The 23,367-nt window shown below is 56.6% G+C and carries 20 protein-coding genes; 12 read left to right on the forward strand and 8 right to left on the reverse strand.

Annotated features, from left to right (window positions below; all coding sequences use genetic code 11):
* Nucleotides 1-100: 100 nt before the first annotated feature.
* The 7 genes from ppiD to bolA all read right to left on the reverse strand — a co-directional run bounded on the left by ppiD (nucleotide 101) and on the right by bolA (nucleotide 9,629).
* Nucleotides 101-1,975, reverse strand: a complete 1,875-nt coding sequence (gene ppiD, locus AB1E37_RS19600; protein ID WP_023282235.1) for a peptidylprolyl isomerase — start codon at nucleotides 1,973-1,975, stop codon at nucleotides 101-103.
* A 214-nt stretch (nucleotides 1,976-2,189) separates the two neighbouring features.
* The gene (gene hupB, locus AB1E37_RS19605; protein ID WP_002444653.1) at nucleotides 2,190-2,462 is read right to left on the reverse strand and encodes a nucleoid-associated protein HU-beta; all 273 of its coding nucleotides are present in this window, start codon (nucleotides 2,460-2,462) and stop codon (nucleotides 2,190-2,192) included.
* 209 nt (nucleotides 2,463-2,671) lie between these two features.
* The gene (lon, locus tag AB1E37_RS19610; protein ID WP_004151336.1) at nucleotides 2,672-5,026 is read right to left on the reverse strand and encodes an endopeptidase La; all 2,355 of its coding nucleotides are present in this window, start codon (nucleotides 5,024-5,026) and stop codon (nucleotides 2,672-2,674) included.
* A gap of 183 nt (nucleotides 5,027-5,209) precedes the next feature.
* Complete coding sequence (gene clpX, locus AB1E37_RS19615; protein WP_002891807.1) at nucleotides 5,210-6,484, reverse strand: ATP-dependent protease ATP-binding subunit ClpX; 1,275 nt, start codon at nucleotides 6,482-6,484, stop codon at nucleotides 5,210-5,212.
* A gap of 250 nt (nucleotides 6,485-6,734) precedes the next feature.
* Nucleotides 6,735-7,358 carry an ATP-dependent Clp endopeptidase proteolytic subunit ClpP gene (gene clpP / locus AB1E37_RS19620; protein WP_002891804.1) on the reverse strand — a complete coding sequence of 208 codons (624 nt, stop codon included), beginning with the start codon at nucleotides 7,356-7,358 and terminating at the stop codon, nucleotides 6,735-6,737.
* A 309-nt stretch (nucleotides 7,359-7,667) separates the two neighbouring features.
* On the reverse strand, nucleotides 7,668-8,966 hold the full coding sequence (gene tig, locus AB1E37_RS19625) for a trigger factor (RefSeq protein WP_004147333.1): 1,299 nt from the start codon (nucleotides 8,964-8,966) through the stop codon (nucleotides 7,668-7,670).
* A gap of 345 nt (nucleotides 8,967-9,311) precedes the next feature.
* A complete protein-coding gene (gene bolA / locus AB1E37_RS19630) occupies nucleotides 9,312-9,629 on the reverse strand; it encodes a transcriptional regulator BolA (RefSeq protein WP_002891649.1) in 318 nt (105 codons plus the stop codon).
* A 302-nt stretch (nucleotides 9,630-9,931) separates the two neighbouring features.
* Here bolA and AB1E37_RS19635 point away from each other — a divergent pair, with 302 nt between their 5' ends.
* From AB1E37_RS19635 to AB1E37_RS19670, 8 genes are all read left to right on the forward strand, one after another.
* Entirely contained in the window at nucleotides 9,932-10,510 is a 579-nt protein-coding gene (locus AB1E37_RS19635) for a lipoprotein (RefSeq protein WP_002891647.1), read from the forward strand.
* A 43-nt stretch (nucleotides 10,511-10,553) separates the two neighbouring features.
* On the forward strand, nucleotides 10,554-12,029 hold the full coding sequence (gene ampG, locus AB1E37_RS19640; RefSeq protein WP_004178749.1) for a muropeptide MFS transporter AmpG: 1,476 nt from the start codon (nucleotides 10,554-10,556) through the stop codon (nucleotides 12,027-12,029).
* Between the two features lie 479 nt (nucleotides 12,030-12,508).
* Entirely contained in the window at nucleotides 12,509-13,453 is a 945-nt protein-coding gene (cyoA, locus tag AB1E37_RS19645; RefSeq protein WP_002891641.1) for a cytochrome o ubiquinol oxidase subunit II, read from the forward strand.
* A 19-nt stretch (nucleotides 13,454-13,472) separates the two neighbouring features.
* On the forward strand, nucleotides 13,473-15,464 hold the full coding sequence (gene cyoB, locus AB1E37_RS19650; RefSeq protein WP_002891638.1) for a cytochrome o ubiquinol oxidase subunit I: 1,992 nt from the start codon (nucleotides 13,473-13,475) through the stop codon (nucleotides 15,462-15,464).
* Entirely contained in the window at nucleotides 15,454-16,065 is a 612-nt protein-coding gene (locus tag AB1E37_RS19655) for a cytochrome o ubiquinol oxidase subunit III (RefSeq protein WP_002891635.1), read from the forward strand. Before cyoB ends, AB1E37_RS19655 begins: the two co-directional genes overlap by 11 nt.
* Nucleotides 16,065-16,394 carry a cytochrome o ubiquinol oxidase subunit IV gene (locus AB1E37_RS19660; protein ID WP_002891634.1) on the forward strand — a complete coding sequence of 110 codons (330 nt, stop codon included), beginning with the start codon at nucleotides 16,065-16,067 and terminating at the stop codon, nucleotides 16,392-16,394. Before AB1E37_RS19655 ends, AB1E37_RS19660 begins: the two co-directional genes overlap by 1 nt.
* An 11-nt stretch (nucleotides 16,395-16,405) precedes the next feature.
* Nucleotides 16,406-17,293, forward strand: coding sequence for a heme o synthase (cyoE, locus tag AB1E37_RS19665; protein WP_002891629.1), 888 nt, complete (start codon nucleotides 16,406-16,408; stop codon nucleotides 17,291-17,293).
* A 248-nt stretch (nucleotides 17,294-17,541) separates the two neighbouring features.
* Nucleotides 17,542-17,874, forward strand: coding sequence for a hypothetical protein (locus AB1E37_RS19670; protein WP_004178748.1), 333 nt, complete (start codon nucleotides 17,542-17,544; stop codon nucleotides 17,872-17,874).
* A gap of 39 nt (nucleotides 17,875-17,913) precedes the next feature.
* Here AB1E37_RS19670 and AB1E37_RS19675 read toward each other — a convergent pair whose 3' ends face one another.
* On the reverse strand, nucleotides 17,914-18,672 hold the full coding sequence (locus AB1E37_RS19675; RefSeq protein WP_002891624.1) for an IclR family transcriptional regulator C-terminal domain-containing protein: 759 nt from the start codon (nucleotides 18,670-18,672) through the stop codon (nucleotides 17,914-17,916).
* A 152-nt stretch (nucleotides 18,673-18,824) separates the two neighbouring features.
* On the opposite strand from AB1E37_RS19675, the gene AB1E37_RS19680 reads away from it, so the two are divergent.
* The 4 genes from AB1E37_RS19680 to AB1E37_RS19695 are packed head-to-tail and all read left to right on the forward strand — an operon-like array spanning nucleotide 18,825 to nucleotide 23,361.
* Nucleotides 18,825-19,646 carry a shikimate dehydrogenase gene (locus AB1E37_RS19680; protein ID WP_004178747.1) on the forward strand — a complete coding sequence of 274 codons (822 nt, stop codon included), beginning with the start codon at nucleotides 18,825-18,827 and terminating at the stop codon, nucleotides 19,644-19,646.
* Nucleotides 19,643-21,319 (forward strand): FAD-dependent oxidoreductase, encoded by a 1,677-nt coding sequence (locus AB1E37_RS19685; RefSeq protein WP_004223003.1) that lies wholly within the window; start codon nucleotides 19,643-19,645, stop codon nucleotides 21,317-21,319. Before AB1E37_RS19680 ends, AB1E37_RS19685 begins: the two co-directional genes overlap by 4 nt.
* Before the next feature lie 13 nt (nucleotides 21,320-21,332).
* Nucleotides 21,333-21,653 (forward strand): NIPSNAP family protein, encoded by a 321-nt coding sequence (locus AB1E37_RS19690; protein WP_002891541.1) that lies wholly within the window; start codon nucleotides 21,333-21,335, stop codon nucleotides 21,651-21,653.
* Nucleotides 21,654-21,663: 10 nt separating this feature from the next.
* Entirely contained in the window at nucleotides 21,664-23,361 is a 1,698-nt protein-coding gene (locus AB1E37_RS19695; protein ID WP_032447373.1) for an FAD-dependent oxidoreductase, read from the forward strand.
* Nucleotides 23,362-23,367 lie beyond the last annotated feature (6 nt).

Consider the following 23,367-nt stretch of genomic DNA (forward strand, 5'->3'; position numbering starts at 1 on the left):
CGGATAGTCGACAAAAGGCAAATCACAGAAATGGAAAGGGCCGCGAAAGCGGCCCTTGAGGATTACATCGTGTTGCTCATTTTTGCGAGACGACGCGAAATTACTGCTGCTGGTCGATGCTGTCGCCGAGCTTAATTTTCGCCGCCTTGCGCAGGTTGCTCATCAGCGCTTCGAAAGCGATTTGGGCATTGTTCTGGGTGATCCCCTGAACCATGGCCTTCTTCTGCTCTTCCGGCATGCTGCCGGCTTTCACCTCATCCAGCGCTACCAGCACCACATCGCCTTGCATATTGCTGCCCACGCCGTAGACCGGTTTACCCTGCTGCGGCAGCGGCAGGGTAAATGCCAGCTGGCTCAGCGGATCCTGGCCGGTACGAGAAAGCGTCTGCGGCGCGCCAAAGCTCAGGCCAGCCGCCTTCATCGCTTCATCGCCTTTGCCGTCTTTCAGCGCCGCCAGCAGCTTGTCGGCCTCCAGTTTCGCCTGCTGTTCCGCTTTATTGTGCTTAACGATATCGCTAACCTGTGCCTTCACTTCGGCAAGCGGCTTCACCGCCTCGGCTTTGTGTTCGCTAATGCGCAGAACAAAAGCGCGATCGCCGTCAACGGTAATGATATCGGAGTTGCTGCCCGGCGCGCCGTTCTCACCCACCAGACCGCCGTTAAAAATAGCGTCAGCGACCGGTTTAAAGTTCAGCTCCTCCGGCAGGTTATCGCGGCCAAACCAGCCGGTTTCTACGACCTTCAGCCCGGCGACCTGCGCTGCGCTCGCCAGCGATTCATTATCGTTGCTGGCCGCATCGCTCACCTTCTGCTGCAGCGCGTAGTAAGCATCCAACGCTTTTTCCTGCTTCACTTTCGCCGCAATGTCATTACGCACGTCAGCCAGCGGCTTCACCTGCGCCGGCTGGACGTCGTCCAGACGAGCTACCAGGAAGCCAACCGAGGATTTGATCACGCCAGACAGCTGGCCTTTCTCTTTCAGCCCGGCATCTTTCAACTCAGGCACGGTAGAGGCATCTTCCATCCACCCCATATCGCCACCGTTGCGGGCAGAGATAATATCGGTCGATTTTTCTTTCGCCAGCGTGGCGAAGTCCGCTCCTTTTTGCAGCTCGGCCAGTACCGCTTTCGCATCGGCTTCAGTTTTGGTCTGAATCACGCTGTAGCGGTTGCGCTGCGGCTGAGTGAACTGATCCTTGTGCTGGTCGTACCATGACTGAATCTCGTCGTCAGAGGCGCTCTCCTGCATGCTGGCGGCATCCATTTTGATGTAGCTGACGCGGAACTGCTCCGGCGCCATAAAACGGGCCTGATTCTGCTGCCAGAAGGCGTTGATTTCCTCATCGCTGGCGGTCTGTTTTGCCGCCAGGGCATTTACGTTGATGGTCGCTTCGCGGACCACCCGCTGTTGAGATACCAGCGCCGCCAGCTGATCGGACTCGCCCGGCAGCATGAAGTCGGTACCCGCAATGGCGTTAATCAGCTGCTGCGTGGTCAGCTGGTTACGCAGCGCCTGGGCGTACTGATCGGTGGTCATCCCCATCTGGGCGACAATACCGCTGAAACGCTGGTTGTCGAACTTACCGTTCGTCTGGAACGCCTGGGTCTGGAAGATCGCCTGCTTCACCTGCTCATCGCTGATGCTGAGGCCCAGCTCGCGGGCATACTGATCCAGAAGCGACTCATCGATCAGGCGGTTCAGCACCTGCTGGCGCATGGTTTTCATGTAGTTTTCGTTCGCCGCCAGCTCGGAGAATTGATCGCCAAGCTGCTGCTGCATACGGTTACGTTCGCTGGCGACGGCGTTTTCAAACTGCCCACGGCCAATCTCCTGGCCATTCACTTTTGCGGCATAGTTTTTGCCACCGCCAATCAGGTAACCACTCACCCCGGTCAAAATGAACGAGACGATAATGATACCGAAAATAATCTTGAGCACGACGCTGTTGGCGGCCGTGCGTAGGTTGTCCATCATGGTGTAACAACGCTCCGCTGTAGATGACTTTAGCTCGCGCAGCATAGCACGTGATGGCCGCCGCGCGTGAGGACGTATTTTGACAAGAAAACAGGGTGATTGTCAGCCCACAAGTGGCGATAAACACACATAAAGTGGTCTGAAAAGGCAATAAAAAAGGCACATCTCACGATGCGCCCTTGTACTTCGTCACATTCCCTGACGGGAAAGCCGATCAGTTCACCGCGTCTTTCAGCGCTTTACCAGCACGGAAGCCCGGCACTTTTGCGGCAGCGATAGTAATTTCTTTACCTGTTTGCGGGTTGCGACCAGTACGGGCGGCACGTTCTTTAACAGCAAAGGTACCAAAACCTACCAGCGCAACGTCATCCCCAGCCTGCAGAGATTCAGTAACAGAAGCGATTAAAGCATCTAATGCACGTCCAGCTGCAGCTTTAGAAATGTCCGCACCCGCAGCAATTTTGTCAATCAGTTGAGATTTATTCACTGTTCTCTTCCTCTCTTTATAATTTATATCGCACCTGAGTCCTTCATAGTGCGACCGCGCAGCAGTTATATCAGGACTGTCATGCCCTTACAACAGCAGTTATCGATGACCCCCCTGCCAGCGATCTAAGTTAGCTACACAAAAAAAGGCTGGCAAGTCCGAAATGACTTACCAGCCCTATTTTTATTAGCGCAATTTGCGCAGAATCACTATTTCGCGGTCACAACCTGCATGCCGAACGGTTCGTTCTGCAGCGCAAGTGTCAGAACTTCCTCGATTCGTTTCACCGGATGGATATCCAAATCGGCGATAACGTTATCCGGAATTTCTTCAAGGTCGCGTTTGTTCTCATCAGGAATCAGAACAGTCTTAATGCCGCCGCGATGCGCCGCCAGCAGTTTTTCCTTCAGACCGCCGATCGGCAGCACCTGACCACGCAGAGTGATTTCACCGGTCATCGCCACATCAGCGCGTACCGGGTTGCCGGTCAGGCAGGAGACCAGCGCCGTGCACATGGCAATACCCGCGCTCGGACCATCCTTAGGCGTCGCCCCTTCCGGCACGTGCACGTGAATGTCACGCTTCTCGTAGAAGTCGGCGTTAATGCCCAGCTTGTCAGCCCGCGAACGTACCACCGTCAGCGCAGCCTGAATCGACTCCTGCATCACCTCGCCCAGCGAGCCGGTGTAGGTCAGTTTGCCTTTGCCCGGCACGCAGGCGGTTTCGATGGTCAGCAGATCGCCGCCCACTTCCGTCCACGCCAGACCGGTCACCTGACCGACGCGGTTCTCACTATCGGCGCGGCCATAGTCGAAGCGCTGTACGCCGAGATAATCATGCAGATTCTCACCGTTAATTTCGATGTGTTTCAGCGATTTATCCAGCAGCAGTTGCTTAACGGCCTTGCGGCACAGCTTGGAGATTTCACGCTCCAGGCTACGTACCCCCGCTTCCCGCGTGTAGTAACGAATAATGCCGATAATGGCGCTATCGTCGACGGTCAACTCGCCTTTCTTCAGCGCGTTACGTTCGATCTGCTTCGGCAGCAGATGACGTTTGGCGATGTTCAGTTTTTCATCTTCGGTATAGCCGGAGAGACGAATCACTTCCATACGGTCCAGCAGCGGCGCCGGAATGTTCATGGAGTTGGAAGTCGCCACGAACATCACGTCGCTGAGATCGTAATCCACTTCCAGATAGTGGTCGTTAAAGGCCACGTTCTGTTCCGGATCCAGCACCTCAAGCAACGCGGAAGCCGGGTCGCCGCGCATGTCGGAAGACATTTTGTCGATCTCGTCCAACAGGAACAGCGGGTTTTTGACCCCCACTTTCGCCATTTTCTGGATCAGTTTGCCCGGCATCGAGCCAATGTAGGTCCGACGATGACCGCGGATTTCCGCTTCATCGCGCACGCCGCCAAGCGCCATACGAACGTATTTCCGTCCGGTCGCTTTGGCGATGGATTGACCCAGCGAGGTTTTACCTACCCCCGGCGGTCCCACCAGACAAAGGATTGGCCCCTTGATTTTGTTCACCCGGCTCTGCACCGCGAGATATTCAAGGATGCGATCCTTCACGCGCTCCAGGCCATAGTGATCGGTATCGAGGATCTCCTGGGCCTGACGCAGGTCTTTTTTGACCTTACTGCGCGCATTCCACGGCACCTGCACCATCCAGTCGATGTAGCCACGCACGACGGTCGCTTCCGCAGACATCGGCGACATCATCTTCAGCTTCTGCAGTTCCGCTTCGGTTTTTTCTTTCGCCTCTTTCGGCATTTTCGCCGCGTCGATCTTACGCTTCAGCGCTTCGTTTTCGTCCGGGGCGTCGTCCATCTCGCCGAGTTCTTTCTGAATCGCTTTCATTTGCTCGTTCAGATAGTACTCGCGCTGGGATTTCTCCATCTGCTTTTTGACGCGGTTGCGAATGCGCTTCTCAACCTGCAGCAGATCGATTTCCGATTCCATCATCGCCATCAGATATTCCAGACGTTCGTTAACGTCGGACATCTCAAGCACAGACTGCTTGTCAGCCAGCTTCAGCGGCATGTGCGCCGCGATGGTATCCGCCAGGCGCGCCGGATCGTCGATGCTGTTCAGCGACGTCAGCACTTCCGGTGGGATCTTCTTGTTCAGCTTGATATAGCCTTCAAACTGGCTGATAGCGGTGCGAACCAGCACTTCCTGCTCGCGTTCGTCAATCGCCGGCGAGTCGAGATACTCCGCTTTCGCCGAGAAATGCTCGCCATTATCAGACAGCGCAGAAATGCGAGCACGCTGCAGCCCTTCGACCAGCACCTTCACGGTGCCGTCCGGCAGCTTCAGCATCTGCAAAATAGACGCCACGGTTCCAACGGTGAAAAGATCGTTTACACCCGGCTCATCCGTCGACGCTTCTTTCTGCGCAACCAGCATGATTTTTTTATCATGGTCCATGGCCGCTTCGAGGCAACGGATAGATTTTTCCCGCCCTACGAACAGGGGTATGACCATGTGCGGATAAACCACCACATCGCGCAATGGCAATACGGGGATTTCAATGCGTTCAGAACGCTCAGGATTCATAGAGCTCTCTCTTAGTTTAAAGTCCGCCAGGTAGCCGACGACGCCACACTCCACTGCATCGTCGTTAATATGTAATCCAGTATATGGGGATGTATTCCACACATTCAACGGCGGGAATGCAGGAAAAATAAAAGGGGAGATAAAATCCCCCCTTTTTGTTAACTGCTTGAGTGAAATGGTTAATTATTCACCAGATGCCTGCTGAGCTTCCGGTTTGCCGTAGATCAGCAGCGGTTTGCTCTGACCGGCGATAACCGACTCATCAATGACCACTTTTTCGACATCTTCCATCGAAGGCAGGTCATACATGGTATCCAGCAGCGCCGCTTCCACAATTGAGCGCAGGCCACGGGCGCCGGTTTTACGCGCCATCGCTTTCTTGGCGATAGCGTCCAGCGCTTCGTCGCGGAATTCGAGCTCTGCGCCTTCAAGGCTAAACAGCGCCTGATACTGCTTGGTCAGGGCGTTTTTCGGCTCTTTCAGGATCTGGATCAGGGCTTCTTCGCTCAGCTCGTTCAGGGTCGCCACTACCGGCAGACGGCCGATGAACTCCGGGATCAGACCAAACTTGATCAGATCTTCCGGCTCGACCTGAGCCAGCAGTTCCCCTTCGCTCGCTTTGTCGGACTTCGCTTTTACCGTCGCGCCAAAACCAATGCCGGAGCCGGTTTCCACACGGTGGGAAATCACTTTGTCCAGGCCAGCGAACGCGCCGCCGCAGATAAACAGGATCTTGGAGGTATCAACCTGCAGGAACTCCTGCTGCGGATGTTTACGCCCGCCCTGCGGCGGAACGGCGGCGACGGTCCCTTCGATAAGCTTCAGCAGCGCCTGCTGCACGCCTTCGCCTGAGACGTCGCGCGTAATCGACGGGTTATCGGATTTACGCGAAATTTTGTCGATTTCGTCGATATAAACGATGCCGCGCTGCGCTTTCTGCACGTCGTAATCGCACTTCTGCAGCAGTTTCTGAATGATATTTTCGACGTCCTCACCCACATAACCGGCTTCGGTCAGGGTGGTGGCGTCCGCCATGGTAAACGGCACATCCAGCAGGCGCGCCAGCGTTTCCGCCAGCAGCGTTTTACCGGAACCGGTCGGCCCGATCAGCAGGATGTTGCTTTTACCCAGCTCTACGCCATTGCTGGTATCGCCATTGCGCAGACGCTTGTAGTGGTTGTATACCGCGACCGCCAACACCTTCTTCGCCTGTTCCTGACCGATGACGTAGTCATCAAGGTGGTGGCGAATCTCGTGCGGCGTCGGCAGCGCGCTGCGCTCGCGGTGCGGCGCCACTTCTTTAATCTCTTCGCGAATGATGTCGTTACATAAATCAACGCATTCGTCGCAGATATACACGGATGGCCCGGCGATCAGCTTACGCACTTCATGCTGGCTTTTGCCGCAAAAAGAGCAATACAACAATTTGCCCGATCCATCTTTGCGTTTATCTGTCATGAGTCCAAACCTCTTTTTAAGTTCTTTGTGCCGCACACGACGACGCAAATGCCATTCTCAGGCGCAAGCCGCCATATAGCGTTGTGCCGCCCTTCATTAGTATATACACAAAATCCTTCGCGCTACATCGAGCCGGTAGCGAAGCCACCGGCCGCAAGCCTGCCAGACAAGCGGCCGAATAAAAGCCAACCGCTCGCACAGACGTGGCGAGAAGGATGAAGCGTAAAGCGGCACCCTTGCGCCTTGGGCATCAATTACGATGGGTCAAAATAGAGTCGACCAGCCCGTACTCCACGGCTTCCGCAGCAGACAGGAAGCGGTCACGCTCGGTGTCACGCTCAATCTGCTCAAGAGACTGGCCGGTATGATGCGCCATCAGCTCATTCATGCGTCCTTTCACCTTCAGGATTTCACGGGCGTGGATCTCAATATCCGTCGCCTGTCCCTGATAGCCGCCCAGCGGCTGGTGGATCATCACGCGGGAGTTCGGCAGGCAGAAGCGCTTGCCTTTCGCCCCGGCGGTCAGCAGGAACGCGCCCATAGAAGCGGCCTGCCCCATACAGATGGTGCTGACATCCGGCTTGATGAACTGCATGGTGTCATAAATCGACATCCCGGCGGTGATTACCCCGCCCGGAGAGTTAATGTACAGGTAAATGTCTTTTTCCGGGTTTTCCGCTTCCAGAAACAGCATCTGCGCCACGATCAGGTTTGCCATGTGGTCTTCGACCTGGCCGGTCAGAAAAATGACGCGTTCCTTAAGCAGACGGGAGTAGATATCAAAAGAACGTTCACCGCGTGAGGTCTGTTCAATGACCATCGGCACCAGGGCCATATGGGGTGCAAAGTTGTCTCGTTCGCCACTGTATGACATTTCCGTCTCCTGGAGTAATTTTAAAATACCTGCTGCACTGATTGTAACCTTACGGACGGATTATCAGCCACAGTTTCTATCCGCTGAATGCGTCACCGCCTCTTCAATACGCGTGCGATTGCGGATGCAGTTGCCTCCCCCGGTAATGGGGATGGTGTTGCCATATTTCAAGCATAACAAGCTTTTGCTGTAACGCTATCATGGTTAATGCGTTTTCGCACCGTGCCTGTGGCTATCATTATCTTAAAAAAAAACCCGCCGCCTTTCGGCAACGGGTTTTTGCTCGAACCTTAAACGATAGCGGCGAAATTACGCCTGCTGGTTCATCAGTTCGTTGAAGGAAGTGGCTTTTTCAGACACTTTGGCTTTCGCCAGCACGGCTTCAACAGCCTGCTCTTCCAGCGCCACGTTGCGCATGTTGTCCATCAGCTCTTTGTTCTTGCTGTAGAACTCAACGACTTCAGACGGATCTTCGTACGCAGAAGCCATCTCTTCGATCAGGGCTTTTACGCGCTCTTCGTCAGCTTTCAGCTCGTTGGTGCGGATCACTTCGCCCAGCAGCAGACCAACAACGACGCGACGTTTAGCCTGCTCTTCGAACAGCTCGCGCGGCAGTTCCAGAGCCTGTTTCTCGTTGCCGCCGAAACGCTGAGCAGCCTGACGACGCAGCACGTCGATTTCGCTGTCGATCAGGGCAGCCGGAACGTCGATCTCGTTGGCTTTAACCAGACCTTCGATAGCCTGAGACTTCACGCGGTTACGCACAGCGCCTTTCAGCTCGCGTTCCATATTTTTACGCACTTCAGCGCGCAGGCCAGCGACGGAACCATCTTCCACGCCGAAACGTTTGATGAACTCTTCGGTCAGCTCAGGCAGTTCACGCTCTTCGACTTTCTTCAGGTTGATAACGAACTTAGCCGCTTTACCTTTCAGGTTTTCTGCGTGGTACTCTTCCGGGAAGGTCACGTCGATGGTGAACTCTTCACCCGCTTTGTGGCCTTTGATACCGTCTTCGAAGCCCGGGATCATGCGACCCTGGCCCATCGCCAGTACGAAGTCAGAGGCTTTGCCGCCTTCGAACTCTTCGCCGTCAACAGAACCGGTGAAGTCGATGGTTACGCGATCTTCAGCGTCAACCGCGCCTTCTTTTTCTTTCCAGGTCGCCTGCTGCTTGCGCAGAGTTTCCAGCATGGTATCAACGTCAGCGTCGGTGACTTCAACAACCGGTTTTTCAACTTCGATCGCGTCCAGACCCTGCAGTTCAACTTCCGGATACACTTCGAACTCTACCGCGTAGGTGAAGTCTTCGCCCAGTTTGTATTCGCCCGGAACGTAGTTCGGCGCGCCGGCCGGATTGATTTTTTCTTTGATGATCGCGTCAACGAAATGACGGCTCATCAGGTCGCCCAGCACGTCCTGGCGAACGGAGGCGCCATAGCGCTGAGCAACAATATTCATCGGCACTTTGCCTTTACGGAAGCCGTCAATGCGAACTTTTTTCGCTACGTTGACCAGCTCGCTTTTGACAGCATTCTCGATGCTGTCAGCGGCGATAGTAATCGTTACACGGCGCCCAAGGCCCTGAGTGGTTTCAACTGAAACTTGCATCTTGTTACCTCAAAAAAATCACAGTGCTCGGTCAACTCTGGAAGCGCGTGTAGGTGGCTTCGCAGAACCGGGATGCCCTCTTCAAATCAGAAACACATTCCCTGTCGTCAGAATCATCCCGAAGACATTCATATATAAGACGCGGCATTATAGCGGCATCACTTTTGTGAGTCGAGAACGGTTGTCGCCTGGTGCTGCGGCATTTTTCACATTTCCCGCTCAAATTTGCCCGCAAAAGCGCTGACTTTGCGCATTTTCCAGGCAAAACAAAACGGCCCGTAGGCCGTTTTTGCTAAATCTGCAAGCAACATACTGGAAAAGCGCCAGCGGTTGCAAATGGGATTTCTAAGCGATACTCCCTGCGCCGCGGCACGGCGGCGAAGCAAATACCGTATCCTGTAATGCTTCCCATTCTTTAATCGTGTAGGTGTGCAGCGCCAGGGCATGCACCGTATTCGACAGCTCCTCGGTTAGCGTGCCGTAGATCATACGGTGGCGATTGAGGAAACGCTCGCCAGTGAAGCGATCGCTCACTAACACCACTTTAAAATGACTTTCAGAGCCCGCAGGGACGTTGTGACGATAACTTTCATCCACGACTTCGAGATACATCGGGTCGAACGCTGCTCTAAGTTTTGCTTCGATCTGTTCACGTATCATCATGAATTTTCTCCTCCGACAACGCTGAGATGCCGCCACTCCATTTAAATGTTAGCCGCTTTTACCGCTTCCATTAGGAGAAAACAACAAAAAATTAGCATTGTTCTGATATTTTCATTCAAAAGTATCACGTTTACTGGCTCTGGTCGCCAGATCCGTCGGGGAACGAGCCATTAACCGTGGCGGGACGCTCAGAAAACCGCCAGCACGATGGATTTACACGCGTTGCCACTTCCCCTTGCCGTTGGCAATGCTATGATGGCGGTAATTTTCCTTATAACAACACCATGCGTTGAGACCTGAACATGCTTAAGAAGATTCTTTTCCCGTTGGTCGCCATGTTTATGCTGGCAGGATGCGCCACGCCGCCGACCACCATTGAAGTATCGCCGAAAATCACGCTGCCGCAGCAGGATCCAAGCCTGATGGGCGTGACCGTCAGCATCAACGGCGCCGATCAGCGTCCGGACCAGGCGCTGGCGAAAGTGACGCGTGACAATCAGCTGGTCACTCTCACCGCCTCCCGCGATCTGCGCTTCCTGCTGCAGGAAGTGCTGGAGAAACAGATGACGTCTCGCGGCTACATGATTGGCCCAAACGGCGCGGTCGATCTGCAGATCATCGTCAACAAACTCTATGCTGACGTCTCTCAGGGTAACGTGCGCTATAACATCGCCACCAAAGCCGATATCGCCATCATCGCCACCGCGGCAAACGGCACGAAAATGACCAAAAACTACCGCGCCAGCTACTCCGTTGAAGGCGCCTTCCAGGCCTCGAACAAAAACATCGCTGATGCCGTCAACAGCGTCCTGACCGATACCATCGCCGATATGGCGCAGGACACCAGCATCCACGATTTCATCAAGCAAAACGCGCGTTAATGCTATCGCGAACCCGGCCTCCGCCGGGTTCGTGCTTTATGCTATGTCCAGTCATTACTTACGCATTTTTCAGCAGCCGAAATCAGCCATTTTGCTGATCCTTGGCTTCGCCTCCGGTCTGCCGCTGGCTCTCACCTCCGGTACCCTGCAGGCCTGGATGACGGTGGAAAATATCGATCTGAAAACGATCGGTTTTTTCTCGCTCGTCGGCCAGGCCTATGTCTTTAAATTCCTCTGGTCCCCGCTGATGGACCGCTACACGCCGCCGTTTCTTGGGCGTCGTCGCGGCTGGCTGTTGACCACCCAGGTATTACTCCTGCTGGCGATCGCGGCGATGGGCTTTCTTGAGCCGGTCACCCAATTACGCTGGATGGCGGCGCTGGCGGTGGTGATCGCCTTCTGCTCGGCGTCGCAGGATATTGTATTCGACGCCTGGAAAACCGACGTGTTGCCAGCAGAAGAGCGTGGCGCCGGCGCCGCGATCAGCGTGCTGGGCTATCGCCTGGGGATGCTGGTCTCCGGTGGACTGGCCCTGTGGCTTGCCGACCGCTATCTCGGCTGGCAGGGGATGTACTGGCTGATGGCGGCGCTGCTGGTGCCCTGCATTATCGCCACGCTGCTGGCGCCCGAACCGAGCGACGTTATCCCGGTTCCCAGATCGCTCGAGCAGGCGGTAGCCGAACCGCTGCGCGATTTTTTCGGCCGCAACAACGCCTGGCTGATTCTGCTGCTCATCGTCCTTTATAAGCTTGGCGATGCGTTTGCCATGAGCCTGACCACCACCTTCCTGATCCGCGGCGTGGGATTTGACGCTGGCGAAGTGGGAATGGTGAACAAAACCTTAGGCCTGTTCGCCACCATTCTCGGCGCCCTGTACGGAGGCGTCCTGATGCAGCGGCTGACGCTGTTTCGGGCACTGCTCATTTTCGGTTTGCTGCAGGGGGTCTCTAACGCCGGCTACTGGCTGCTGTCGATTACCGATAAGCACCTCTATTCCATGGCGACCGCGGTATTCTTTGAAAACCTGTGCGGGGGAATGGGGACGGCGGCATTTGTCGCGCTGCTGATGACGCTATGCAATAAGTCGTTCTCCGCCACCCAGTTCGCGCTGCTCTCGGCGCTCTCTGCGGTCGGTCGCGTATACGTTGGGCCGATTGCCGGCTGGTTTGTCGAGGCTCACGGCTGGTCGACCTTCTATCTCTTCTCTGTCGTTGCGGCGGTGCCGGGGATTGCCCTATTGCTGCTGTGCCGGCAAACGCTTGAGCATACCCAACGCACCGCAAGCTTTATGCCGCGTAGTGAGTTCCCGCAGGCCTATGCGCTGGCGCTGGGGATCCTGACTCTGGGCTGCCTGCTGCTCGCGGTGTGGCTGGCGCTGCTGATCCTCAACGCGCTGGATTATACGTCGTTCTCCTTCCTGTCCGGCCTGCTGGAGGTTGCCGCGCTCACCGCCGTCGGCGGGATTTTGTTCGGCGGCCTGCTTGACTATCTGGCGCTGCGTAAAACCCGCCTGATTTAAGGATCCAGCATCATTATTAGCCGTTGTAATTACGAAACGTAATTATAACGGCTTATTAACGCTTTTATATTGTCCGCCGCGCTATTTGTTGTTTTGTGCGTTTTTGATTTCTGGAAATTATTGACAGTTTTCGTTCGATTCTTTAAATAATTTAACCGATTCAGCTCCGGGGATTTTATTTTTCGTTTTCACAATGTCTTTTATTTGATAATTAAATGTTAAACAATTGTTCTAATTTATGGGTAGTTATGCCCATTAGCCGCTAAGCACTCCTTTTCTTATCCCTTTCGTTATCAATCCCGCGAAAATCAGGCTTTGCAAGCGATTAAGTAACACTACGTTACATATGTGACAAACCAAGCAGAAGCCGCTAACACAGAACTGACAGAGATCCAATCATGTTTACAGTAATGCAACCTTACCGTAAAATGCCCATACACTTTAAACGCCACCAGATCCCGTGGAATTGAGGTCGTTCAATGAGACTCAGGAAATACAATAAAAGTTTGGGATGGATGTCATTAATCGCAGGTACTGTATTACTCAGTGGTTGTGATTCTGCACTCCTTGACCCAAAAGGACAGATTGGACTGGAGCAACGCTCTTTGATTCTGACGGCCTTCGGCCTGATGATGATTGTCGTTATTCCCGCCGTCTTGATGGCAGTAGGATTTGCCTGGAAGTATCGCGCGAGCAATAAAGATGCGAAGTATAGCCCGAACTGGTCACACTCCAACAAAGTGGAAGCTGTGGTCTGGACGGTACCTATTCTGATCATCCTGTTCCTGGCCGTTCTGACCTGGAAAACCACTCACGCACTGGAGCCAAGCAAACCGCTTGTCCATGACGAGAAGCCAATCACCATCGAAGTCGTATCGATGGACTGGAAATGGTTCTTTATCTATCCGGAACAGGGTATTGCTACCGTTAACGAAATCGCCTTCCCGGCGAACGTACCGGTACACTTCAAAGTGACCTCTAACTCGGTGATGAACTCGTTCTTTATTCCGCGCTTAGGTAGCCAGATTTATGCAATGGCCGGTATGCAGACTCAGCTGCACCTCATTGCTGACGAAGCTGGTACTTATGACGGTATCTCCGCTAGCTACAGTGGCCCGGGCTTCTCAGGTATGAAGTTCAAAGCGATTGCCACCCCGGATCGGGCGACTTTCGATCAGTGGGTTGCAAAAGCGAAACAGTCTCCGAACTCCATGGACTCCATGGCCGCGTTCGAGAAAGTGGCTGTGCCTAGCGAATACAACAAAGTGGAATATTTCTCTAACGTGAAACCGGATCTGTTCAAAGATGTTGTGAACAAATTCATGTCTCACGAGAGCATGAACATGTCTAAACCTGAAGGCGAGCACGCTGCTCACGACGGGATGGAAGGCATGGACATGAGCCACGCGGAAACCGCTCACTAAGGGGCCGAGGAAGAAAACGATGTTCGGAAAACTTACACTGGATGCAGTGCCCTACCACGAACCTATTATCGTGGTAACGGTGGCTGCGATTATCATTGGGGGACTGGCGCTTCTGGCAGCCATCACTTACTTCGGTAAGTGGTCCTACCTATGGAACGAGTGGCTGACTTCTGTCGACCACAAACGTCTCGGTATCATGTACGTTATCGTGGCAATCGTCATGCTGCTGCGTGGCTTTGCTGACGCCATCATGATGCGTAGCCAGCAGGTGCTGGCTTCGGCCGGGGAAGCCGGCTTCCTGCCGCCTCATCACTACGATCAGATCTTTACCGCCCACGGCGTTATCATGATCTTCTTCGTGGCGATGCCGTTTGTTATCGGTCTGATGAACCTGGTGGTTCCGCTTCAGCTCGGCGCGCGCGACGTAGCCTTCCCGTTCCTCAACAACCTGAGCTTCTGGTTCACCGTTGTGGGCGTGATTCTGGTTAACCTGTCTCTGGGCGTTGGTGAGTTCGCGCAGACCGGTTGGCTGGCCTATCCGCCGCTGTCGGGAATTGAGTACAGTCCTGGCGTAGGGGTTGATTACTGGATTTGGGCGCTGCAGCTCTCCGGTATCGGTACTACCCTGACCGGTATTAACTTCTTCGTGACCATTATCAAGATGCGCGCCCCGGGCATGACCATGTTCAAGATGCCGGTATTCTCCTGGGCATCTCTGTGCGCTAACATCCTGATTATCGCCTCGTTCCCAATTCTGACCGTCACCATCGCGCTGCTGACCCTGGATCGTTACCTGGGCACCCATTTCTTTACCAACGATATGGGTGGCAACATGATGATGTACATCAACCTGATTTGGGCCTGGGGTCACCCGGAAGTGTACATCCTGGTTCTGCCGGTGTTCGGGGTCTTCTCCGAAATCGCCGCGACCTTCTCGCGTAAGCGTCTGTTCGGTTACACCTCTCTGGTATGGGCAACCGTCTGTATTACCGTTCTGTCGTTCATCGTTTGGCTGCACCACTTCTTCACCATGGGCGCTGGCGCGAACGTAAACGCCTTCTTCGGTATTACTACCATGATTATCGCGATCCCGACCGGGGTTAAGATCTTCAACTGGCTGTTCACCATGTATCAGGGTCGCATCGTCTTCAACTCGGCGATGATGTGGACTATCGGCTTTATCGTGACCTTCTCCGTAGGTGGGATGACCGGCGTGCTGCTGGCGGTACCGGGCGCGGACTTCGTTCTGCACAACAGCCTGTTCCTGATTGCGCACTTCCATAACGTTATCATCGGCGGCGTAGTGTTCGGTTGCTTCGCAGGTCTGACCTACTGGTGGCCGAAAGCCTTTGGCTTCACCCTGAACGAAACCTGGGGCAAACGCGCTTTCTGGTTCTGGATCATCGGCTTCTTCGTGGCGTTTATGCCGCTGTACGTGCTGGGCTTCATGGGTATGACCCGTCGTCTGAGCCAGCAGATCGATCCGCAGTTCCACCCGATGCTGGTTATTGCAGCTTGCGGTGCGGCGCTGATCGCCTGCGGTATTCTGTGCCAGCTGATTCAGTTCTACGTGTCTATTCGCGACCGCGATCAGAACCGCGACCTGACCGGTGACCCGTGGGGTGGCCGTACGCTGGAGTGGGCAACCTCTTCTCCACCGCCGTTCTACAACTTCGCTATCGTTCCTCAGGTTCACGAACGTGATGCCTTCTGGGAAATGAAAGAGAAAGGTGAAGCGTACAAACAGCCTGCTCACTATGAAGAAATTCATATGCCGAAAAACAGCGGCGCCGGCATCGTGATTGCCGCCTTCGCTACGGTATTTGGTTTCGCCATGATCTGGCATATCTGGTGGATGGCGATCGCCAGCTTCATCGGCATCGTAGCGACCTGGATTATTAAGAGCTTTGACGAGGACGTGGATTACTACGTACCGGTTGCAGAAGTCGAAAAACTGGAAAAACAGCATTTCGATGAGATTAACAAAGCAGGGCTGAAAAATGGCAACTGATACTCTTGCGCATACTGCCCACGCGCATGAACACGGGCACCATGATACAGGACCGATGAAGGTATTCGGTTTCTGGATCTACCTGATGAGCGACTGCATTATCTTCGCTACGCTGTTTGCTACCTATGCCGTTCTGGTGAACGGCACGGCCGGCGGACCGACGGGCAAAGATATTTTCGAACTGCCGTTCGTTCTGGTTGAAACCGCACTGCTGCTGTTCAGCTCCATCACCTACGGCATGGCGGCTATCGCCATGTACAAAAACAACAAAAGCCAGGTGGTTTCCTGGCTGGCGTTGACCTGGTTGTTTGGCGCCGGATTTATCGGGATGGAAATCTATGAATTCCATCACCTGATCATGGAAGGCTTTGGTCCGGATCGTAGTGGCTTCCTGTCCGCGTTCTTCGCGCTGGTCGGCACCCACGGTCTGCACGTGACCTCCGGTCTTATCTGGATGGCGGTGCTGATGTTCCAGGTTTCACGTCGTGGCCTGACCAGCACTAACCGCACGCGTATCCTGTGCCTGAGCCTGTTCTGGCACTTCCTGGACGTCGTGTGGATCTGCGTGTTCTCGGTTGTCTATCTGATGGGGGCGATGTAATGAGTCATTCTACCGATCATAGCGGCGCTTCTCACGGCAGCGTGAAGAGCTACATGACAGGATTTATCCTGTCCATCATCCTGACGGTCATTCCGTTCGCCATGGTGATGAGTGGCTCCGCCTCGCATGCGGTTATCCTTGGCACCATTCTGGTGACCGCTGTGGTGCAGATCGTGGTACACCTCGTGTACTTCCTGCATATGAACAGCAAGTCCGATGAAGGTTGGAACCTGACCGCATTTATCTTCACCGTAATCATCATTGCGATCGTGGTTGTCGGCTCCATCTGGATTATGTGGAACCTGAACTACAACATGATGATGCACTAAGAGCGGCGAGTATGTTTAAGCAATACCTGCAAGTAACGAAACCAGGCATTATTTTTGGCAACCTGATCTCCGTGATCGGCGGTTTCCTGCTGGCCTCCAAAGGCCACATCGACTATCCGCTGTTCGTCTGGACGCTCCTTGGAGTATCCCTGGTGGTCGCCTCGGGTTGTGTATTCAACAACTACATCGACCGGGACATCGATCGTAAGATGGAACGGACGAAAAACCGGGTGCTGGTCAAAGGGCTGATCTCGCCAGAAGCTTCGCTGGTGTACGCCACCTTGCTGGGTATTGCTGGCTTCATGCTGCTGTGGTTCGGCGCTAACCCGCTGGCCTGCTGGCTGGGGGTGATGGGGTTCGTGGTTTATGTCGGCGTCTACAGCCTGTACATGAAACGCCACTCCGTCTACGGCACGCTGATTGGCTCACTCTCCGGCGCTGCGCCGCCGGTGATTGGCTACTGCGCGGTCACCGGTGATTTCGACAGCGGTGCGGCGATCCTGCTGGCTATCTTTAGCCTGTGGCAGATGCCTCACTCCTACGCCATCGCGATTTTCCGCTTTAAGGATTATCAGGCGGCGAATATTCCGGTGCTGCCGGTGGTGAAAGGCATTTCGGTCGCCAAAAACCATATTACGCTGTACATCGTCGCCTTTGCCGTGGCAACCCTGATGCTCTCGCTGGGCGGCTACGCCGGGTATAAATACCTGGTCGTGGCGGCAGCGGTCAGCGTCTGGTGGCTGGGCATGGCGCTGCGTGGCTATAAAGTGGCCGATGATAAAGTCTGGGCGCGTAAGCTGTTCGTCTTTTCTATCGTCGCCATCACCGCGCTGTCCGTGATGATGTCCGTTGACTTTATGGTGCCGGATTCACATAGTCTGCTGGCTTACGTAAGATAATTACGCACTCCAGTACGCTCTAAGGCCCCGTTTTTACGGGGCTTTTCTTTTCTGTTCCCTTACCGGATTCTTTCTCATTTCATACTTCCCTCCCCTCCCCCATCGCTTTCCCGCTATCTTTCATATCAAAAAATGAGGAAAAATTGAGCCAGTACGCATCGGGCATCACTCGCGCCGCACGGTCCTGCAATGCTACCTTTCGCCGGGGCTCTTGCCCCTTTGGGAAATAATCACTACAAGGAATTGCAATGAAAGAGTTAACACTGAACGAAATGGAGTATATCTCCGGTGGCTTTAATCTGTTCGGCGCAGCCAGCGGCTTCGCCAGCTTTGTCGCCAACTCTGGCGTCGGCTTCACCTCTTTTGTTCTGACCTCCGGCACCGCATTTGCCTCCTTCGTCGGCGACAGCGCGATGGCGTTTGGTTCCTTCCTGACCGGACAGTCAAACTGGGAAACCTTTGTGACCGCCGGAAAGGAAAACTGGGGAAGCTTTGTTAACACCGCCGGCAACAGCTGGAATACTTTCGTGAATAACGCGGCCAGCGACTGGAACACCTTTCTGACCAAAGCGTCGGCCTAAGCGACGTCTATCTTAGGGCAGCGCCACTGGCTGCCCTGTTTAACCCACCAGCATCGCCTGCGCGCTGTAGAGCAGATCGAGGTGATCGCGGCATAACGCTTCCAGCGAAGTGCGCGATTGATGACTGGTCAGACTCAGCGCCCCCCACCAGGTCCCTTCCCTGTCGGTTAACGGCACCGCCAGCACCAGCATGCCAATCTCAAACTCCTGCTCAATAGTGGCGTATCCCTGGCGCCGTACCTGGGCGATTTTCTCCATCAGCGACGCGATATCGGTCACCGTATAGGGGGTACGTTGTTCCCGGGTTATGCGCTGCAGGACGGTCTCACACTCTGCTTCCGGCAGCGAAGCCAGCCACAGTCGCCCCCCGGCGGTACAGAAAATGGGCACCCGCTCCCCAAGCCGCACCGACGTAGAGTTGAACGGCGTATGCCGACTGCGGGCGATATAGACCAGTTCATCTTCATCCACCACCCCCACCGAGGCGTGCTCTTCGGTCCGGCTGGCGATGTATTCGACAATCGGCCGTACCATGCGAGGAAACTGCGCCGAATCGACATAGGCCTGGCCAAGCCGCAGCGTCTTTGGGGTAAGCCAGTAATAGCGCCCGTCGGTTTGCAGATAGCGCTCATGCAGGAGCGTCAGCAGAAAACGTCGCGCGGCGCTTTGCGTCAGGCCGCTCATTTTCGCCGTCTGGGCGACGGTGAGCTTTGGGCAGGTTTTGGAAAAAAGCTGAATTAGCGCCAGCCCTTTTTGTAAACCGACGATCAGATCGCGTGGATGAATGGTGTTTTGCATATTCGCTCACATTTTTGCAACATCATTATCAATTTCCTGCGATTATCGCAGCGTTCGTGCGATTAACAACCGACATGTCCGAATTCTGCGTTGTCGCTCCCAGCTTCCACTGAAATACTTTCACAACATTCATTTAACAAATGAGGTTTGAAATGGTCAGTGGAACTACCCAGGTTGTCGCCGTGATTGGTCATCCGATCGCCCAGGTGAAATCACCGGATAACTTCAACCGCTACTTTGCCGAACAGCACATGGACAGCGTCATGATCCCGGTGGATATCGTCCCGGACGCGGTGGCCGCCTACCTCAACGCCCTGCGCGGCTGGCAGAACATGACCGGCGTGCTGGTGACGGTACCGCATAAACAACGCGCCGCCGCGCTGGTCGACGACCTCACGCCGCGCGCCCGCCGACTCAACGCCGTCAATGTGATCCGCAAGCTGGCGGATGGCCGCCTGCAGGGCGATATGCTGGACGGCGTCGGCTTTCAGCTCGCCGCCGAGGCGCAGGGTTTTCAGCCGGCAGGTAAGCAGGCGCTGCTCTCCGGTTGCGGCGGCGTCGGCAGCGCCATCGCCTGGGGACTGTGCGAGGCGGGGATCCGTCGGCTGGCCCTGCACGATCAAACCCCGGCCACCCGGCAGCGCCTGCATGACCTTCTGGCTGAGGCCTTTCCGGCGGTGCAACTGAGCGCGCTGCCAGACACCCTTTACGGCCTCGATCTACTGGTTAATGGCTCACCGGCCGGCATGGCCGGATTTGATGAGCTGCCTCTACCGCAGGCGCTGCTGGATACGCTCGACAGCACCACTCATGTGGCCGACGTTGTCACCGCCCCGGTGATGACGCCGTTGCTCACTTTCGCCGCCGCACGTGGTTGCAAAGTACAGACCGGGCCGGAAATGGCGCTGGCGCAGATGAGGCTGATGGGCCAGTTTATCGGCGCCATCCCGCAGGCGCAGGGAGCGGCGGCATGAAGAGCTGGGATGTGATCGTCATCGGCAGCGGCGCGGCCGGTTTTGCCGCCGCGGTCACCGCCTGCTGTAAAGGGCTGTCGGTGCTGATGCTGGAGAAAGCCGGCCAGTTCGGCGGCACCTCGGCCATCTCCGGCGGCGCCGTGTGGCTGCACGATACCGACCAGGCGCGCGCCGAGGGCAAAAGCGGTAGCGCCGAGGCGATGAAAACCTACCTGCGAACCATTATCGGCGAGGGCCAGTACCGCGAAGATCTTGCCGAAGCGTTTGTCAGCGCCGGGCGGGAGGCGCTGGCCTTTCTCGAGCGTGAGGGGGCAGTAAAGTACAGCCTGCGTCCGCTCTCGCCCGATTACTATCCGGATGAACCCGGCGCAGTCGACGTCGGTCGTGCGCTGGAGGTGGTGGAGTATGACGGCCGTGAACTGGGGGACGCGTTTCGCGACCTGCGTTCACCGCCGCCGGGGATGCTGCTGTTTGGCGGGATGATGGTCAACCGCGTCGATATTCAACATTTTCTCGACATGCGCCGCTCGCTGCGCTCCCTGGCCCATTGCACCCGGCTGCTGCTGCGCTATGCCCGCGACCGGGTGAAGTACCCTCGCGGTACCCGCCTGGCGATGGGCAATGCGCTGATTGCCCGCATGGCGACTACGGCGCTGCGTAAAGGCATGAGCCTGCGGCTGAATGTCAATGTTCTGACGCTGTGCGAAGCGCAAGGCGCGGTCCGCGGGGTGGAGATTGAGTATCAGGGGCAAAGAGAGACGCTGCACGCCCGCCGCGGGGTGGTACTGGCCGCAGGCGGCTTCGCCGCGGGCGCGCTGGCGGCGCGCTATCGGCCACATACCCGCGAACACTTCACCATGTCGCCGCCGGCCAACGATGGCGCCGCGCTGCATCTCGCGGCGGCGCTTAATGCTCGCGAGGGAGCCGATCGGCCATCCAATTTTTTCTGGGCGCCGGTATCGGTGCTGACCCGGGCCGACGGCAGCGAGGAGCGCTTCCCCCATCTGGTAACCGATCGCGCAAAACCGGGCGTGATTGCCGTCAATCAGCGGGCGGTACGCTTCGTCAACGAGTCCAGTTCCTATCACCATTTCGCCAGCGCAATGCAGGATGCAGCGGAAAATGCCCCCTGTTTTTTACTCTGCGACGCCCAGGCGATGAAGCGTTATGGCCTCGGGCTGGCACGCCCGGCGCCGGTCAATAATGACGCCCTGGTCGCCGCCGGCTATCTGCACAAAGCCGATACCCTGGCCGCGCTGGCGCAACAGCTTGGTCTGGATGCCCAAACCCTGAGCGAGACGGTAGCCCGCTACAACCGCGACGCCGCGCAGGGCGTGGATCGGGAATTTGCTAAAGGCGGCAACAGCTATAACCGGGCGATGGGCGATCCGGGCCATCAGCCTGACGCCTGTAATGCCCCCCTGCTCAGCGCGCCGTTCTATGCCATCAAACTTTATACCGGCGATCTGGGGACCTCACGGGGCCTGGTCACCACCGCCGATGCCCAGGTCGTCAATACCGAAGGACACCCCATCCCGGGGCTGTACGCGGTGGGAAACGACATGGATTCGCTGATGGCCGGCACCTATCCGGGCCCCGGCATCACCCTCGGCCCGGGGCTGACGTTTGGCTATCTCGCCGCCTGCCATCTGGCACAACACTCCACCCACTAATCAGGAAAACATCATGATCTACGAAAAACGCACGTACACCATCAATCCGCTGAAAATGGCCGACTGGCTGGCGCTGTACCAAAGCGATGCCCTGGCGGTGCAAACCGACCATCTCGGCCAGCTAATCGGCTTCTTTTTTACCGAGATCGGCGTGGTCAATCAGGTAGTGCACATCTGGGCTTATGAAAGCCTGGACGATCGTCTGGTGCGCCGCGCGCGGATGGCCCAGGACGAACGCTGGCAGACCTTCTCGCGTAAAAATCGCGAACTGGCCGCCGTGGAACGCCTCGAGTCGGTGCTGATGCGCCCCACCGCTTTTTCACCTCTGCAGTAAGGAGTCCAACATGAGCGGGCCTGTGAAGGTGGATGTGCTGGTGGTCGGCTCCGGCGCCGCGGGGCTCTCTGCCGCGGTGACTGCGGCGATGCACGGCGCCAGCGTCATGGTGGCGGAGAAAGCGTCAGTGCTCGGCGGAACCAGCGCCTGGTCCGGCGGCTGGCTGTGGATCCCCCGCAACCCGCTGGCGCGGGCGGAGGGCATCGACGAAGCAGCCGACGCGCCGCTGACCTATCTGCAGCATGAGATGGGGGGCGAAGCCGCCGATATTCGTCTGCAAACCTTCCTGCGTTACGGGCCGGAGATGGTGGAATTTTTCCATCAGCGGACGGCGGTGCAGTTTCTCTCGGGCAGCGCCATGCCGGACTTTCACCCGTCGCCGGGTGCGGCGAACGGAGGGCGGTCGGTCACCGCGCACCCCTACGATGGCCGCCTGCTCGGCGACTGGCTCCATCGCCTGCGTCCGCCGCTGGAAACCATTAGCCTGGGCGGGATGGGCATCGCCGGCGGCGCGGATATGGCGCATTTTTTCAATGCCACCCGCTCGCCGCGCTCCGCGCTGTATGCTGCCCGCCGCCTGCTGCGCCACGGCTGGCAGCGGCTACGCGCCGGACGGGGGCAGCATCTGGTCAATGGCAATGCGCTGGTCGCCCGTCTGCTGCGATCCGCCCTCGACGCCGGCGTGCGTTTTCAGCTCAATGCCCCGGTGGTCCGGCTGCTGCAGGGTCCGCCGGGCGTGTCCGGCGCGGTGCTGCGCAGCGACGGCGGGGAGATTCACGTCGAAGCTGGCGCCGTGGTGCTGGCCTGCGGCGGTTTTCCCCACGATCGCCAGCGGCTGGCGCAGGTGGTGCCTCACGCGGCGGAGGGTTACGGCCATTTCTCCGCCGCACCGCCGGACAATCAGGGCGAGGGGATCAGGCTTGGCGAATCCGTCGGCGGCCAGTTCGACACTTCCCTGCGCCACCCGCTGGCCTGGGCGCCGGTGTCCCGCGTCACTCTGGCCAGCGGCCAGCAGCTAATGTTTCCTCATCTGGTGGAGCGCGCCAAACCCGGGGTGATCGCCGTCCTGCCCAACGGCAAACGTTTTGTTAACGAGGCCGACTCTTATCATGACTTTATCGCCGCCCTGCTGGCGGCCACACCCGCGGGCGACACGCCGCAGGCCTGGCTGCTGGCCGATCGTCGCGCGCTGCGTCGCTACGGCCTGGGCCACGCCAGACCGTTCCCGTTCACTCCCACCGCCTGGCTGCGTACCGGCTATCTGCAGCGAGGAAACACCCTGGCGGAGCTGGCGAAGCAGTGCGCTATCGACGCCAATGCGCTGGCGGAAACCGTTGAACGCTTTAACCACTTCGCCAGCGCTGGCGAAGACGTCGATTTTCACCGCGGGGCATCAGCCTATAACCGCGCCCAGGGTGACCATCAGGTGACGCTCGGACCGCTGCGCGAAGGGCCGTTCTACGCGGTGCGCATTCTGCCCGGCTCGCTGGGCACCTTCAGCGGATTGCAAACCGACGAACACGCCCGGGTGCTGGATGAACAGCAGCAGCCGATACCGGGTCTGTACGCCATCGGCAACGACATGTCGAGCGTGATGCGCGGCTATTACCCCAGCGGAGGGATCACCCTCGGGCCCGCCATGACCTTCGGCTATCTGGTGGGTAAAAACCTGGCAAAAAAAACAAATATAAACAATAACATAACTTGATTTCCA

The organism is Klebsiella sp. Shm-1 (genome assembly GCF_040804525.1).
GTDB lineage: Bacteria > Pseudomonadota > Gammaproteobacteria > Enterobacterales > Enterobacteriaceae > Klebsiella > Klebsiella pneumoniae.

Coding starts and splice junctions, on each gene's coding strand:
- clpP (WP_002891804.1), bottom strand. CDS start 7,358: ATGTCATACAGTGGCGAACGAGACAACTTTGCACCCCATATGGCCCTG.
- cyoB (WP_002891638.1), top strand. CDS start 13,473: ATGTTCGGAAAACTTACACTGGATGCAGTGCCCTACCACGAACCTATT.
- ampG (WP_004178749.1), top strand. CDS start 10,554: ATGTCCAGTCATTACTTACGCATTTTTCAGCAGCCGAAATCAGCCATT.
- AB1E37_RS19690 (WP_002891541.1), top strand. CDS start 21,333: ATGATCTACGAAAAACGCACGTACACCATCAATCCGCTGAAAATGGCC.
- AB1E37_RS19675 (WP_002891624.1), bottom strand. CDS start 18,672: ATGCAAAACACCATTCATCCACGCGATCTGATCGTCGGTTTACAAAAA.
- cyoE (WP_002891629.1), top strand. CDS start 16,406: ATGTTTAAGCAATACCTGCAAGTAACGAAACCAGGCATTATTTTTGGC.
- AB1E37_RS19695 (WP_032447373.1), top strand. CDS start 21,664: ATGAGCGGGCCTGTGAAGGTGGATGTGCTGGTGGTCGGCTCCGGCGCC.
- bolA (WP_002891649.1), bottom strand. CDS start 9,629: ATGATGATACGTGAACAGATCGAAGCAAAACTTAGAGCAGCGTTCGAC.
- cyoA (WP_002891641.1), top strand. CDS start 12,509: ATGAGACTCAGGAAATACAATAAAAGTTTGGGATGGATGTCATTAATC.
- AB1E37_RS19685 (WP_004223003.1), top strand. CDS start 19,643: ATGAAGAGCTGGGATGTGATCGTCATCGGCAGCGGCGCGGCCGGTTTT.
- AB1E37_RS19660 (WP_002891634.1), top strand. CDS start 16,065: ATGAGTCATTCTACCGATCATAGCGGCGCTTCTCACGGCAGCGTGAAG.
- AB1E37_RS19655 (WP_002891635.1), top strand. CDS start 15,454: ATGGCAACTGATACTCTTGCGCATACTGCCCACGCGCATGAACACGGG.
- AB1E37_RS19680 (WP_004178747.1), top strand. CDS start 18,825: ATGGTCAGTGGAACTACCCAGGTTGTCGCCGTGATTGGTCATCCGATC.
- tig (WP_004147333.1), bottom strand. CDS start 8,966: ATGCAAGTTTCAGTTGAAACCACTCAGGGCCTTGGGCGCCGTGTAACG.
- AB1E37_RS19670 (WP_004178748.1), top strand. CDS start 17,542: ATGAAAGAGTTAACACTGAACGAAATGGAGTATATCTCCGGTGGCTTT.
- ppiD (WP_023282235.1), bottom strand. CDS start 1,975: ATGATGGACAACCTACGCACGGCCGCCAACAGCGTCGTGCTCAAGATT.
- clpX (WP_002891807.1), bottom strand. CDS start 6,484: ATGACAGATAAACGCAAAGATGGATCGGGCAAATTGTTGTATTGCTCT.
- AB1E37_RS19635 (WP_002891647.1), top strand. CDS start 9,932: ATGCTTAAGAAGATTCTTTTCCCGTTGGTCGCCATGTTTATGCTGGCA.
- lon (WP_004151336.1), bottom strand. CDS start 5,026: ATGAATCCTGAGCGTTCTGAACGCATTGAAATCCCCGTATTGCCATTG.